This window comes from Streptomyces canarius (assembly GCF_014650735.1).
Lineage (GTDB): Bacteria > Actinomycetota > Actinomycetes > Streptomycetales > Streptomycetaceae > Streptomyces > Streptomyces olivaceoviridis.
Window position 1 is genome coordinate 62,531 of sequence record NZ_BMVN01000034.1, and the last position, 14,497, is coordinate 77,027.

Consider the following 14,497-nt stretch of genomic DNA (forward strand, 5'->3'; position numbering starts at 1 on the left):
TCCCCGTCTCAGGTGGTGCGGCGCACACAGCGAGTCGTGTGATGCGCTCATCCATGAGACCGGGCGACGACACGGGTTGTGACATCGCCGCGTCAGCGTGCCGGGGGCCGTCGGCGCCCCCCGGCCGTCCTCGCGCGTACCGGGATGTGTGGTCCGTCGTCTCACCAGGGAGATCGGAGCGTCACCGCCAGGACGGCCGGATCATCGTGTCCCGGCAACGGGACGAACCCGTGCCGTCCCAGGTCGTCGATCACCTGGGACCGCGAGGCGGGCCACATCCAGAACGTCTCGGTGTGCTCCCGGAGCACACCTTCCACACCCCGGACCCAGTAGTCGGCGCGTGTGTGGATGCGGTTCCCGGCGGTCGACATCACCATGCGTCCGCCGTACGTGTGCTCGCCGACCCGCTGTTCGGGCAGGACGCGCAGAACGGTCCGGGGCGGAAGCAGGGCAGGCGGGAGCTGGAGGAACAGCGAACCACCGGGCACGAGGGCCGCGCCGATCGCATGCCAGAGCGCGTGCCGCGCACTCGGCGACAGACAGGCGACCGTGTTGTGGCAGACGGCCACGTCCGCCACCGCGTACAGAGCCGCCTCGTCCAAGGCGTGCGGGTGCACGGTCACCCGCTCCCTCTGCCGTGCGGGCAGGGCGGCGAGGCGGGTCATCAAGGACGTGCGCATGGCCCGCGCGGGCTCGACGGCATACACGTCGGCCTGGGACTCCGCCAGGCTCATCAACGTGACCCGTCCGGTACCGGCGCCGATGTCCAGGACGCCGATACGGGCCTTCGCGACTTCGCGACCGTAGAGGTGACGGACCCGTCTCTCGTCCGCTTCGGCCTGGAGAATGTCGTAGAACTCCGCGGTGACGGTGTAGGAATCCGTCTGCGGCCGGAAGGTCGGTGCTCTCGCTATGACAGGGTGCATATCCAGCAAGACAGCACCTGGGCCGCGGGTGTGACAACGGTGGCCCGTGGGCCCGGCGGATGCGGAGGTCTCCATCCCGCCGCTGATCCAGGACATCCGCACCGTCAGCAAGCCTGGAGGAGTACGGCGGCACCCGGCTCCTCGTGTCACACCTCAGCCGTCTCGCCGGTCATGACTGGGACAGCAGTTCACGAACCGTGCCCGAACAGCACAGCCGTGGACGAGTCGGCTCCGCAGCGCCGCGTGCGCGCTCCCCGGCCCGTGCCGGGGCCGGCGGAACGCACACGGCACGGACAGCTACGGCCGCACGGCGACGGGAGCCCTCGCAACACGCCAGTGTCGCGGACCCACGGCAGTGCCCGGGACCGCGGCGCCATCAGACGCAGCGAGCTTCGGGTGATGCAGAAATGAATGGTGAAGAGATGGGCAACGACAGCCGGCCGGCCGAGCCGGGGCAGGAGCGCACGGGGGAGAGGCTCGCCCAATGGGTGGACGGCCGACTCGGCTACCGCCGCCTGGCCCGCTCCGCTCGGCGCATGGTCTTCCCCGACCACTGGTCGTTCATGCTCGGCGAGATCGCACTCTACAGTTTCGTCATCCTGCTGCTCACCGGCGCCTACCTGAGCTTCTACTTCCACCCTTCCTCCGGTTCCGTGGTCTACCAGGGCAGCTACGCCCCCTTGCGGGGCCAGCCGGTGTCGGAGGCATTCGACTCGACCCTGCACATATCCTTCGACGTCCGCGGCGGGCTCCTCGTCCGCCAGGCCCACCACTGGGCGGCGCTGGTCTTCGTCGCCGCCGTCTTCGCGCACATGCTGCGCGTCTTCTTCACCGGCGCGTTCCGCAAGCCACGCGAACTGAACTGGGTGTTCGGGTTCCTGTTGCTCATCCTGGCCATGTTCGCGGGCCTGACCGGCTACGACCTGCCCGACGACCTGCTGTCCGGAACGGGACTTCAGGTCGTGAACGGCACGATCCTCTCGATCCCGGTCGTCGGGACGTACGTGTCGTTCTTCCTCTTCGGCGGAGAGTTCCCCGGCGAGGACCTGATCGCCCGCTTCAACACCCTCCACGTCCTGGTCATCCCCGGACTGATGGTCGCCCTGATCGTCGGCCACCTGGTCCTGGCCGTACGACACCGGCACGCTCAGTACCCCGGGCCCGGACGTACCAACACCAACGTCGTCGGCATCCCGTTCCGCGCGTACGCCGTCAAGGCCGGCGGCTACTTCTTCCTCGTGTCCGGCGTGATCTTCTTCATGGCCGCCGTCGCGCAGATCAATCCGGTGTGGAACTACGGGCCGTTCCGCCCCGACCAGGTCTCCGCCGGCTCCCAGCCCGACTGGTACATGGGCGTGGCCGACGGCTTGCTGCGGGTCATGCCCGGCTGGGAGATCGCGTTCTGGGGCCACACCCTGGCCCTGGACAACTTCCTGCCCCTGCTGATCGGCGTACTGCTCTTCCTCGCCATGGGTGCCTACCCCTTCCTCGAGGCCTGGGTCACGGACGACGACCGCGAACAGCACCTGCTGGACCGCCCCCGCAACCGCCCGGTGCGGACCGCCCTGGGCGTGGCCTGGCTCAGCGTCTACTCGGTGGCGCTCGTCGGTGCCGCCAACGACCTGATAGCGACTCATCTGCATGTTTCCGTCGAGGCAGTCACCTGGACCGTGCGCATCGGCCTGTTCGTCGTCCCGGCCCTGGCCTTCTTCGTCACCAAACGCGTGGCACTGGAACTCCAGCGGCAAGACCGCGACAAGGTGCTGCACGGGCGTGAGAGCGGCATCATCAAACGGCTCCCGCACGGCGAGTACGTCGAGGTTCACGAGCCGCTCACCCAGGCGCAACTGCACGTCCTGACCGCCCACACGCAGTACCGGCCCCTGGAGGCCGCACCCGTGCGGGACGCGGACGGCGCCGTGCCCCGGCGTGCGCTGCGTCTGCGCGTCGGGCTCAGCCGTGTCCTCTACGGTTCGGGGACGCAGGTTCCCAAGCCCACAGCGTCCGAGTACACCGAGATCAGCAGCCGCCACCACTCCTGATCGCCGACGCACACTCCAGGACCTGTCGTCACGCCATGTCATACCTGCGGCAGGTCTCCCGGCACAGGAGTGGAAGGCGGCAGGAGAAACCGACGGGCCAATCGGCCCGCCGCCCACGGCAGTTCGCCGGGCTGCGCCGCCGCGTCGGCCCGGCCGCCGCCCTTGCCCGTGCAAGGTCATCGACCCCCTCAGTACAGGCCCGCATCCCCCTCCGGGAGCCGGCGCCCCGATCCCGTCCGAAAGGCATTCGACATGACCCGTACCTCCCGCGCACGCCGGGCCCGCACCTCCCTCACCGTTCTGGCCGGCGCCGCCATCGCCGCGGGCTTCCTCGCCACCACGATCGCCCCTGCCTCCGCCGACAAGGGCGCCCCCGTACGGGCGCCCAAGCCCACCGTCGTCCTGGTCCACGGTGCCTTCGCCGACTCCACGAGCTGGAACGGCGTCATCAAGAGACTGCGGCACGACGGTTATCCCGTGGTCGCCGTCGCCAACCCGTTGCGCTCCCTGAGCGGTGACTCCGCCTACCTCAAGGACGTCCTGGCCGGCATCGACGGTCCCATCGTCCTGGCCGGTCACTCCTACGGCGGCTCGGTCATCAGCAATGCCGCCACCGGCAACAAGAACGTCAAGGCGCTGGTCTACCTCGCCGCCTTCCTGCCGGAGAAGGGCGAGAGCGCGGCCGACCTGTCGGGTAAGTTCCCCGGCAGCACCCTCGGTGACGCGCTGCGCCCGGTGCCGTTCAAGAACGGCGACGGTTCCGAAGGCACCGATCTCTACATTCAGAACGACAAGTTCCGGCACCAGTTCGCGGCGGACGTACCCCGTAACGAGACCGACCTGATGGCCGTCACCCAGCGACCGGTCACCGATGCCGCCCTGGCCGAGGGCGCGGCGGAGCCCGCCTGGAAGACCATCCCGTCCTGGGTCCTGGTCGCCACGCAGGACCTCAACATTCCGCCGAAGGCTCAGGAGTTCATGGCCGAGCGGGCCGGTGCCCACACCACGGAGGTCCGGGCGTCCCACGCGGTGAGCGTGTCGCAGCCCGGCAAGGTCACCGACGTCATCGAGGACGCCGCGCGCTCGGTGCGTTGACCCTTCCGCGTCACGCCCACGGGACTGACACGGACCGTTCGGTCCACGTCGGTCCCGTGGGCGTTCCACGCTTCCATGCGCGCGAACCCCGTTCCCCCGACCGCCGGTCCGACCGTGCGCATCCCGCGCCGGGCCCGGCCGCGCAAGGACCAGCCCATGCGCCGCGAACCGCGGATCGTTCCCATAGGCCCCGGCGACATCGCTCCCCTCGTGGCGATGCATCGTCGCTGCTCCTCGCACACCCTGTGGACCCGCTACCACCGGGCCATGGCCGACCCCCAGACCTACCTGCCCGCTCTGCTGGGCCGCCCCGGCTCGGTCCACCTGGCCGCACGGGACACCACCGGCCGCATCATCGCCGTGGGCCATCTGATGCCGGACCACTCGGCCGTCGAGGCCGCGCTTCTGGTCGAGGACTCCTGGCAGGGCCAGGGGCTGGGTACCCGCCTGCTGCACCATCTGGGCCACCACGCGCTCAGAGGCGGCTGGGAGACGCTCTACGGCATCGTCCTGTCCGGCGACGAACGGATGGACGCCCTCCTGCGCCACGTGCCCGTCGCCGTGCACCGGAGCGAGGAGGGGGGCACCGTCACCGCCTGGGTCCAGACACGTGAGCTGGTGGTCGGCCTGCCCGGCCGCCGGCTCAGTCGCCTCCTCCGCGCCGGGCACCGGTGATCACCGACTGTTGTGTGGGTCAGCCGGACCGGGTACCGGCCCGAAAGGAAAAGCCGGTGCGGAACACAGTGTTCCGCACCGGCTGTTTCAACAGCACCTTCACCGGGGCGTCGGCACGCCTCACGTCCCGGCGTCGGGGTACAGGTCGTCCTCGAACGCCGCGGACTCCAGAATCTCCCTGACCGTGGTCAGGTAGCGAGCCGCATCCGCCCCGTCCACCAGCCTGTGGTCGTACGACAACGACAGGTGCACCAGGTCCCGGATACCGATGACCTCCTCACCGGCGCTGCGCACGACCCCGGGCCTCCTGACCGTCGCGCCCACGCCCAGGATCGCCGCCTGGCGCGGCGGCACGATGACGGTGTCGAACAGGGCGCCGCGCGAGCCGGTGTTGGAGATCGTGAAGGTCGCGCCCGACACGTCGTCGGGGGTGAGGTGGCCACTGCGGGCCCGGTCCGCCAGGTCGTGGACGGCCCGGGCGATCCCGGCGACGGTCAGGTCGCCGGCGGCCTTGATCACCGGGGTCATCAGCCCGTTCTCGGTATCGACCGCGATGCCGACGTTCTCGGTGTCGAAGTAGGTGATCGTTCCCTCGGCCTCGTTGATCCTGGCGTTGACGACCGGATGCGCCTTCAACGCCTGGGCCGCGGCCTTGACGAAGAAGGGCATCGGGGACAGCTTGACGCCCTCGCGGGCCAGGAAACCGTCCTTCGCCCGGTTTCGCAGCCGCATGAGCCGGGTGACGTCGGCCTCGACCGTACTGGTCAGTTGCGCCTGCTCCAGCAGGGCCTTCTTCAGGTTGTCCCCGATGGCTCTGCGGATGCGGCTCATCCGGACCGTCCGGCCGCGCAGCACGGACTCCTGCGCCGCCGGGGCGGCCGGCACAGCGGGCGCGGGTGACACCGGCGCGACCGGCGCCGGCACCGGTGGTGCCGACGTGGGTGCGGGTGCGGGTGCGGGGGCCGGCGACGGGGCGAGGGGTGCGGCAGCAGGTGGCGTGACCGGCGCCGGCGCCGGGGTGGGAGGCGGCGCCGGGGCGGCCTGAGGGGCCTCGGCCGGAGGCGCGGGCGCGGGGGCCGGGACGGCGTCCGCCGTGCCGATGACGGCGAGCTCGGCGCCGACCTCGGCGGTCTCGTCCTCGGCGACGGCAATGCTCAGCAGAACGCCGGCCGCGGGGGAGGGGATCTCGGTGTCGACCTTGTCGGTGGAGACCTCCAGCAGGGGCTCGTCGGCCTCGACGTGTTCGCCGACCTGTTTCAGCCAGCGGGTCACGGTGCCCTCGGTGACGGACTCGCCGAGGGCCGGCAGGGTCACGGTAACCGTCATGATGTCGTTCAGCTCCTCACGGACCGGCAGGGCGCAAGGGCCCTCCGAACCTGTCGTTCATGACCTGCGTCATGGGGGGTCAGTCGCGTTTCGCCGCCGCTCACCGGTCGAGGCCGTAGCGGGCGCGGGCCTGCGCGACGGTCGCCAGGGGGATTTGCCCGGCCCGGGCCAGCCGGTCCAGTGCGGTCACCACGATCGACTCGGCGTCCACGCGGAAGTAGCGGCGCACGTCCTCGCGGGTGTCGGACAGACCGAAACCGTCGGTGCCCAGGGAGTAGTAGTCCTGCTCGACCCACTGGCTGATCTGGTCGGGCACCTGCCGCATCCAGTCGCTGACGGCCAGCACCGGCCCCGGCGCACCGGCCAGTGCCCGGGTGACGTACGGAGTGCGGTCCTCACCGCGCATCCGGGCGTCGTCGGCGCGCATGGCGTCGCGGCGCAGCTCCGTCCACGACGTCACCGACCACACGTCGGCGTGTACGTTCCAGTCGGAGGCGAGGAGTTCCTGCGCCCGCAGAGCCCAGTGAATGGCCGTACCGGACGACAGCAGCTGGAGCCGGGGTCCCGCCGCGGCGGGTTCGGCGGGCCGGTACCGGTAGATGCCCCGGACGATGCCCTCCTCGATACCGGGCAGCGCGGGCATGGCCGGCTGGTGCTTCGGCTCGTTGTACACGGTCAGGTAGTAGAAGACGTCTTCCGGCTGCTCGCCGTACATCCGGCGCAGACCGTCCCGGACGATCACCGCGATCTCGTAGGCGAAAGCCGGGTCGTAACTGATCACCGCCGGATTGGTGGCGGCCAGCAGGTGCGAGTGCCCGTCCCCGTGTTGCAATCCCTCACCGATCATGGTCGTGCGCCCCGCGGTGCCGCCGACGACGAAGCCACGGCCCATCTGGTCGCCGAGCGCCCAGAACTGGTCGCCGGTGCGCTGGAAGCCGAACATGGCGTAGAAGATGTAGAACGGGATCATCGGCTCGCCGTGCGTGGCGTACGAGGTCGCCGCGGCGGCGAACTCGGCCACGGAACCGGCCTCCGTGATGCCCTCGATCAGCAGCTGTCCGCTCGTGCTCTCCTTGTAGTGGAGCAACTGGTCCGCGTCGACCGGATCGTAGTTCTGGCCCAGCGGGGAGTAGATGCCGGCCGTGGGGAACATCGATTCCATGCCGAAGGTACGGGCCTCGTCGGGGATGATCGGCACCCAGCGCGCTCCGCTGCGCTCGTCACGCATCAGATCCCTGACCAGCCGCACCAACGCCATCGTGGTGGCGGCCTCCTGGTGGCCGAAACCTTTCTCCAGCGCCTCGAAGGGCTTGGCGGGCGGCTCCGGCAGCGGCTTGGCGATCACCCGCCGCAGAGGGGCGGGACCACCCAGCGCGGCCCGGCGCTCGCGCAGGTACCGCACTTCCGGCGCATCCTCCCCCGGGTGCCAGAACGGGACCTGGTCACCGGCGAGCGCGCTGTCGGGAATGGGAAGCCCCAACAGGTCCCGCATCTCACGGAACTGCTCCATCGTGAGCTTCTTCATCTGGTGGTTGGCGTTGCGGGACTCGAACGCCGAACCCAGGGTGTGACCCTTCACCGTCTGGGCGAGGACCACCGTCGGCGCGCCCCGGTGCTCCACCGCGGCCCGGTAGGCGGCGTACACCTTCAACGGCTCGTGTCCGCCGCGGGAGTTCTCGAACAGGTCGACCACCTGCGCGTCGCTCAGGGCGGCGGACACGGCGGACAGGGCGTCACCGGTGAAGAAGTTCTTGCGTATGTACGCGGCGTCCCGCGCGGCCAGCGTCTGCATCTGCGCGTCGGGCACCTCGCCCAGGCGCCGTACGAGGTCGCCGGTGGTGTCCTGGCCCAGCAGCGGGTCCCAGGCCTCGCCCCACAGGGTCTTGACCACATTCCAGCCCGCGCCGCGGAACCGCGCCTCCAGCTCCTGGACGATCTTCGAGTTGGACCGCACCGGCCCGTCCAGGCGCTGGAGGTTGCAGTTGATGACGAACGTCAGGTTGTCCAGGCCCTCGCGGGAGGCCAGAGTCAGGGCGGCCGTCGACTCCGGCTCGTCCATCTCCCCGTCGCCCAGGAACGCCCACACCCGCGAGGCGGAGGTGTCCTTGATGCCGCGAGCCAGCAGATAACGGTTGAAGCGGGCCTGGTAGATGGCGCCGAGCGGGCCCAGCCCCATGGACACCGTCGGGAACTCCCACAGCCACGGCAGCCGCCGCGGGTGCGGGTACGACGGCAGACCGTGACCGCTCGCCTCCCGCCGGAAGGCGCCCAGTTGCTCCCTGCTCAGCCTCCCTTCGAGGAACAGCCGGGCGTAGATGCCCGGGGAGGCGTGCCCCTGGAGGAACAACTGGTCGCCCGAGCCGCCACCGTCCTTGCCCCGGAAGAAGTGGTTGAACCCGGTCTCGTAGAGCCAGGCCGCCGACGCATAGGTGGAGATGTGGCCGCCCAGTCCCAGCCGGGAGCCCCGGGTGACCATGGCCGCGGCGTTCCACCGGTTGAACGCGGTGATCCTGGACTCCATCTCCAGGTCGCCGTCGAACTCCGGCTGTGCGGCCGCCGGGACGGTGTTGATGTAGTCCGTGGACAGCAGTCCGGGCAGGGGTGTCCCCGTCGCCGCGGCGAATTCGTGCATCCGCCGCATCAGGTAAGCCGCCCGCTCCGGCCCGGCGTTCCGCACCACGGCGTCAAGGGAGGCCTGCCATTCGGCGGTCTCCTCACGGTCACGGTCGGGTAGCTGGTCGAGCTCACTTGTCACAGAGGTGGCGGTGGGCCGGGACGGATCACTCATGGCAGCCTTCCTGTCACTGCGTGGGTGCCGGCGACGCCGGCCGCGGACACGGTGGGCGCCGCGGGGCGGTCGGTGGGGGTCACGGGCGACGACGCGTCGCCGCCCGGCGGACTCAGCGGTTCCTGAGCCACTGGCTGAAGGTGTGGTGGCCCACATGGGCGGCCGGCCCGGGAAGGAGTGCCCGCTCCTGGAGTACCGCGCCGAAGAACGGGGCCTGGGCGTCGGCGATCACCGGGCCGGGCCGGCCCAGGGAGGTGAGCAGCTCGGCGGTGACGTCCTCGAACCGGAGCTCTTCCGGGCCGGCGATCTCGAGCACCCCGAACCGCGGCAGACCGACCGCGACGTGGGCGACCGCCGCGGCGACGTCGTCCGTCGAGACCGGACGCAGCAGCAACGGGGGCACGTGCACACCGTCGGGCCGGGTGCCGGCCGCCACGGCGGCCGCCACGGAGTCGTGGAACGGGGTGGCGCGCACCACGGAGTACGGAACGGTGGTGTGCCGCACCAGGTCCTCCTGCGCCGCCTTGGCCCGGAAGTAGCCCGAGCCGACCCGGTCGGCGCCCACCACCGACAGCGCCACGTAGTGCTCGACGCCCGCCGCGGCGGCGGCCTTGAGGAGGTTGCCCGCCGCGGTGGTGAAGAACGCCGTGCTGGTCTCCTGCCGCCGCGAGGGTGCGTCGGTGACGTCGACCACCACCTCGGCGGCGCGCAGTGCCTGGTCGAGACCCTGTCCGGTGCTGACGTCGACCCCTGCCGCGCGGGATACCGGCACGGCCTCCACCCCGTGGTCCCGGAGCCTTGCGACGGTCCTGGAACCGATCAGACCGGTGGCACCTGCAACGACGACTCTCATCTGGGTCTCTTCCGTCCAGGGGCCGATGACCCCGCTGGGTATGCGTCGAAGGCGGTGGCGGACGTCGGCGTGCCACCGTGCTCACCACACCTAGACAGGTCGCGTCCGGTCGTTGTGACACCGCACCCCGCCGCGGGGGCCGGCCGCCCCCGGCCACCGCCCCGTGTCACAGATCCGTCGGCCACCCGGTCAGGAGGACGAGCGGTCTTCACGACCGGACATGACCACGTGCACGGCGGAGGATGTGCCGCCCGGACACGATGGAACCACGGAAGGTGCGACTCAGTGTCGGAGAACTCACAGCACGCCCACCACGGTCACGGAACCGGTGGCGAGGACGGCCCGAGCTGGACCCGAGCGGCGAAGATGCTCCAGGACGCCTCGCCCATCACGGTCCCCGAGGGTGCCTCGGCGATGACCATCCACGTCCAGTGGGAGCCCGGCGACCCCGGCACCCCGCCGCACCGCCACTCCGGCCCGGCGTTCGGCTACGTCATCAAAGGCGCGGTCCGCTTCGAACTCGAGGGCGAGCCCGAGCGCGTCATCGAAGCCGGCGGCACCTTCTGGGAGCCGGGCGGCGACGCCATCCACTACCAGGACGGCAACGCCCTCGCCGACGAGCGGACCGAATTCATCGTCACCATGATGTGCGCCCCCGGCAAGCCCATGCTGGAGCTGGTCGACGAGCAGGAGCTCAAGGAGCGCGCCCACCTGCGCGCACCGCGGCCCACTGCCTGACCCGGGACGTCCGGCCGCCGTCCGCTGCCCCACGGCGGCGGGCGGCGGCATGTCCGCGCTGTGTGCCAGGGGCCGCATGACCTGCTCCGTAGCACGCAGGGCCGGCCGTCCACACGACAGGCGGGGCCCTGCGCCCGTGACACCGGTTACCGCCGGGGTGTCACGGGCGCAGGGCCCCGCCTGTCGGTGTCTCCTACTCCACGAAGTACGAGTCGTGCTTGTCGAAGAACGCGGCACGCTCCTCCTCCGAGGCGTGCGCCAGCTGCGACACCTGCTCGAAGTACTCTTCGCGCGGGGCACCCGGGGTGAACAGGAGCAGCATGTCGGCCGGAGCATCGGAGTCGTTCCGGAAGGCGTGCAGCCCGCCCTGGGGCACGTGCAGGAAGTCTCCCTTGCGCGCATCGACCCACTGCACACCGTCGAACACGCGCACCGTGCCGTCCAGGATGTAGAAGGACTCCGAGATCCGCTTGTGGAAGTGCGTCTTGGGGCCGCCCGCCCTGGGCCGCATCTCCACCCGGTACAGCCCGAACTCGCCCCGAGTGGTCCCCGTGGTCGCCAGGTAGTGGGTGGCGTCCTTGCCGGTACCGCTCTCACCGATCGCCGGCGGTGTGCTGGCCGGCCGGAAGACGGCGCTGACCTCACCGTCCTCTCCCCAGTACTTCTGCTCCGGGTACGGGTACGACATATCTGGATCCCTTCCTGCGGCGGGCGCGTGGTGACACGCCGGGGTGAACCGCCGTGCAGCGGTCCTTCCTACAACGAGACCGGCGGACGTCCGCCGGTGTGACAGCCGGGGCCCCGGCAGGGGGTCATTCGGCGGCCTGGTGGTGGATGAAGCGGGACACCAGCGGCGGCTCCATCAGCCAGCCGTGTGTCCGCCCGTGCAGCGCACGGGAAGCCGCGGCGGTCTGCCGCAGCGTGCCGAAGGCCACCGACGCGCCGACGGCCAGCAGGCCCGCGCACAGCGGCATCGCCCGGCTGAACGACGTGTCGAAGGCCGCGTCGGACCGGTAGGCGTCCGGTCCCATCCCGACCAGGAGGGGCAACGCCGCCACGGACACCAGCCCGGCCGCCCTGGCCGCGGCGTTGTTGATGCCGCTGGCCAGCCCGGCGTTCGCGGAGTCCACCGAGGACAGCAGGGTCACGGTCAGCGGAGCGACCATGACGACCATGCCGGTTCCCATCACCAGCAGGGCGGGGAGGACGTCGCGGAGATAGGACGCGCCCGGACCGACCCGCAGCATCATCAACATGCCCGCCGCGCACACCAGCGGGCCGACGGTGAGCGGCATCCGCGGCCCCAGCCGCCGGGCGAGCATCCCGGACCGGGACGAGAACAGCAGCATCAGCGCTGCGTTGGGCAGCATGGCCGCACCGGCTCCCAGCGCCGAGTACCCGACGACGATCTGAAGTTGCAGAGCGGTCACGAAGAAGAAGCCGCCCGTGCCCGCGTAGACGCACAGGGTGATCAGGTTGACAGCGGTGAACTGCCGGGACGAGAAGACGGACAACGGCATCATCGGGTCGCTGCTGCGCCGCTCCACGCGGAGGAACGCGGCACCTGCCGCGACGCCGGCGACGGACGCGCCGACGGCCACCGGTCCGCCGTCCCGGGCCTCGGTCAGCGCGTAGGTGATCAGGGCGAGTGCCAGAGCACCCAGGACGGCGCCGGGGATGTCGAAACCGATGCGCCGCCGGCCCCCCGTGCCGGCCGTGAGGGCCCCGTCCGTCCGGGGTGTGCCGACGGACTCCGGGACGTGGCGCAGTGCTACGGGCACGCACAGCAGCGCCGGGACGATGCTCAGCAGAAAGGTCCAGCGCCAGCCGGGACCGTCCACCAGCCACCCGCCCAGAAACGGCCCGAGGGCCGCGCCGACACCGCCGAAGCCCGACCACAGACCGATCGCGCGCGGTCGGTCGTCCGGGTGGAAGGAGGCCTCGATGATCGCCAGTGAGCCGGGCGTGAGCAGAGCACCGCCGACGCCTTGCAGGGCTCGGGCGGTGATCAGCGTGGTGGTGTCCGGAGCCAGACCGCACAGCAGGGAGGCCACCGCGAACCACACCAGGCCCAGGACGAAGATGCGGCGCCGCCCGAAGCGGTCGCCCAGGGAGCCGCCCAGCAGGATCAGACCCGCCAGGGTCAGCATGTAGGCGTTCACCGTCCACTGGAGCACGGCGAGGTCGGCGTCGAAGTCGTCACCGATGCGCGGCAGAGCGACGTTGGTGACGGTCGAGCCGACCAGCACCACGGTGGATCCCAGAACGGTGGCCAGCAGGGTCCACCGTCCCCGGGCACTGGCGAGGCGGAGCGGGGCGGAGTCGTCCGGAGCGGGGGAGTGCGTCATGTCGTGTCCTGGTTCCGTCCGGTGAAGCCGTCGCGGCCGGCGTACTCCTGGCGCAGGACGCGCACGTCGCGCACGGCAGCCGCGAACGCCTCGGGGCTCTCCTGCGGAAGATTGTGGCCGGCGTCCGCCACCTTGCGGTGGAGCCGGGGGCCGGTGAAGTGACGAGCGGTCGAGGAACCGTCCGCCGCGGGGAAGTTGCCGTCGGCCAGGCCGTCGAGGGTGATGGTGGGAACCGTGATCACGGGCAGCTCGGCGAGGCGTGCCTCAAGGTTCGCGTACGCCTCGGCACCCGGCGCGAAACCGAGCCGGTGCCGGTACGAATGGATGACGACGTCGGTGTAGTCGGGATTGGCGAAGGCCCTCGCCGTCCGCTCCAGATCCTCCTCGCGGAACGCCCACTTGGGGGAGTTCCGCTTCCAGATGACCTGGGCGACCCCCTGCGGGTCGGCGGCCAGACCGGACCGGCCCCGCTCGGTGAGGAAGTAGTAGAAGTACCAGAAGCCCGCCTCCCGTTCGGGTGCGACGGGTTCCATCGCCGCGCCGATGTCCTGGATGAGGTAGCTGTTGACCGAGACCAGGCCCAGAACGCGCTCGGGCCACAGGGCCGCGGCGACGTTGGCGGCGCGCCCGCCCCAGTCGTAACCGGCGAGGTAGGCCCGCTCCACGCCCAGGGCGTCCAGGAAGGCGACGACGTCGGCTCCCAGAGCGGCCTGCTGACCCGAGCGCTGAGTCGATTCGGACAGGAACCTGGTGGGCCCGTGGCCCCGCAGATAAGGGACGACCACCCTGAACCCGCTCTCGGCGAGCAGCGGGGCGACGTCCGCGTAGCTGTGGATGTCGTAGGGGAAACCGTGCAGGAGCAGCACGGTGTCGTCTCCGGAACCCGTCTCGTAGTAGGCGACTTCCAGTACGTCGGTGCTGACTCGCCGGAGAGGGGCGAGTGCGTGGCGTTCAGACATGGGGTCCTCTGGGTTCCAAGGCCCGCGGCGGTCGCTCCCGGCTCCGTGCCGCCGGGCGGACTTCGACCGACCGGGCGGGGCGGCGTCCGACGCCTGGTCGACGGTCGGGGCGACCAGGCGAGGGACGGTCCGCGGCCGGCCGAGCCGGAGCGGCTGACTCAGCCGAACATGCCGGGCTTGTAGTCGCCGGCGGGCTGCCGGTTGATGACGTTGATGCGGTTGTAGGCGTTGATGACGGCGATCAGCGACATCAGCGCGACGAGTTGGTCCTCGTCGTAGTGCTTCGTGGCATTCGCCCATGCCTCGTCCGACACGCCGTCCGCGCCGTCCGCGATGCGTGTGCCCTGCTCGACCAGCTCAAGCGCGGCACGCTCGGCGTCCGTGAAGACGGTGGCCTCGCGCCACACGGCCACCAGGTTCAGACGCTGCTGGTCCTCACCGGCGGCGGCGGCGTCCTTGGTGTGCATGTCGGTGCAGAAGCCGCAGCCGTTGATCTGGCTGGCACGGATCTTCACCAGCTCCTGAGTGGCGACCGGGAGGGCCGAGTGCACCGCCGCGCCGGCCGAGTTGAGGTGCTTCATGACCTTGCCGGCCAGGGCGTTGCCGAAGTAGTTGACACGCGCGTCCATGACGGAACTCCTCAAGTGTGGAACAGTTACAGCTCACTGACCGGGAGCCCCTTCGATCTGTGACACCGTCGGTCATCGAGTCACTCCCGTCGGACCAGGACGCGGTCCGGATCGGTGC

At 70.7% G+C, this 14,497-nt stretch carries 11 protein-coding genes and 1 pseudogene; 4 read left to right on the forward strand and 8 right to left on the reverse strand.

Annotated features, from left to right (window positions below):
• Nucleotides 1-161 precede the first annotated feature (161 nt).
• Nucleotides 162-926 (reverse strand): class I SAM-dependent methyltransferase, encoded by a 765-nt coding sequence (locus IE294_RS34030; RefSeq protein ID WP_189892563.1) that lies wholly within the window; start codon nucleotides 924-926, stop codon nucleotides 162-164.
• A gap of 422 nt (nucleotides 927-1,348) precedes the next feature.
• On the opposite strand from IE294_RS34030, the gene qcrB reads away from it, so the two are divergent.
• From qcrB to IE294_RS34045, 3 genes are all read left to right on the forward strand, one after another.
• Nucleotides 1,349-2,968, forward strand: coding sequence for a cytochrome bc1 complex cytochrome b subunit (qcrB, locus tag IE294_RS34035; protein WP_189892565.1), 1,620 nt, complete (start codon nucleotides 1,349-1,351; stop codon nucleotides 2,966-2,968).
• A gap of 252 nt (nucleotides 2,969-3,220) precedes the next feature.
• On the forward strand, nucleotides 3,221-4,063 hold the full coding sequence (locus IE294_RS34040) for an alpha/beta fold hydrolase (RefSeq protein ID WP_189892567.1): 843 nt from the start codon (nucleotides 3,221-3,223) through the stop codon (nucleotides 4,061-4,063).
• Nucleotides 4,064-4,138: 75 nt separating this feature from the next.
• Nucleotides 4,139-4,738, forward strand: a complete 600-nt coding sequence (locus IE294_RS34045; RefSeq protein WP_229917561.1) for a GNAT family N-acetyltransferase — start codon at nucleotides 4,139-4,141, stop codon at nucleotides 4,736-4,738.
• A 120-nt stretch (nucleotides 4,739-4,858) separates the two neighbouring features.
• On the opposite strand, the pseudogene IE294_RS34050 reads toward IE294_RS34045, so the two are convergent.
• The 3 genes and pseudogenes from IE294_RS34050 to IE294_RS34060 all read right to left on the reverse strand — a co-directional run.
• Nucleotides 4,859-6,052, reverse strand: a pseudogene (locus IE294_RS34050) (2-oxo acid dehydrogenase subunit E2); the annotation flags it as partial.
• Between the two features lie 112 nt (nucleotides 6,053-6,164).
• Entirely contained in the window at nucleotides 6,165-8,852 is a 2,688-nt protein-coding gene (gene aceE / locus IE294_RS34055) for a pyruvate dehydrogenase (acetyl-transferring), homodimeric type (protein ID WP_189892573.1), read from the reverse strand.
• Between the two features lie 112 nt (nucleotides 8,853-8,964).
• Nucleotides 8,965-9,705 (reverse strand): SDR family oxidoreductase, encoded by a 741-nt coding sequence (locus IE294_RS34060; protein WP_189892574.1) that lies wholly within the window; start codon nucleotides 9,703-9,705, stop codon nucleotides 8,965-8,967.
• 285 nt (nucleotides 9,706-9,990) lie between these two features.
• On the opposite strand from IE294_RS34060, the gene IE294_RS34065 reads away from it, so the two are divergent.
• Nucleotides 9,991-10,443, forward strand: coding sequence for a cupin domain-containing protein (locus IE294_RS34065; RefSeq protein ID WP_189892576.1), 453 nt, complete (start codon nucleotides 9,991-9,993; stop codon nucleotides 10,441-10,443).
• 193 nt (nucleotides 10,444-10,636) lie between these two features.
• On the opposite strand, the gene IE294_RS34070 is transcribed toward IE294_RS34065, so the two are convergent.
• From IE294_RS34070 to IE294_RS34085, 4 genes are all read right to left on the reverse strand, one after another.
• Nucleotides 10,637-11,131, reverse strand: coding sequence for a cupin domain-containing protein (locus IE294_RS34070; RefSeq protein ID WP_189892578.1), 495 nt, complete (start codon nucleotides 11,129-11,131; stop codon nucleotides 10,637-10,639).
• A gap of 124 nt (nucleotides 11,132-11,255) precedes the next feature.
• Nucleotides 11,256-12,791 carry an MFS transporter gene (locus IE294_RS34075; protein WP_189892580.1) on the reverse strand — a complete coding sequence of 512 codons (1,536 nt, stop codon included), beginning with the start codon at nucleotides 12,789-12,791 and terminating at the stop codon, nucleotides 11,256-11,258.
• The gene (locus tag IE294_RS34080) at nucleotides 12,788-13,750 is read right to left on the reverse strand and encodes an alpha/beta fold hydrolase (RefSeq protein WP_189892582.1); all 963 of its coding nucleotides are present in this window, start codon (nucleotides 13,748-13,750) and stop codon (nucleotides 12,788-12,790) included. The genes IE294_RS34075 and IE294_RS34080 overlap by 4 nt, the downstream gene beginning before the upstream one ends.
• A gap of 158 nt (nucleotides 13,751-13,908) precedes the next feature.
• Nucleotides 13,909-14,379 (reverse strand): carboxymuconolactone decarboxylase family protein, encoded by a 471-nt coding sequence (locus tag IE294_RS34085; RefSeq protein WP_189892584.1) that lies wholly within the window; start codon nucleotides 14,377-14,379, stop codon nucleotides 13,909-13,911.
• Between the last annotated feature and the right edge of the window lie 118 nt (nucleotides 14,380-14,497).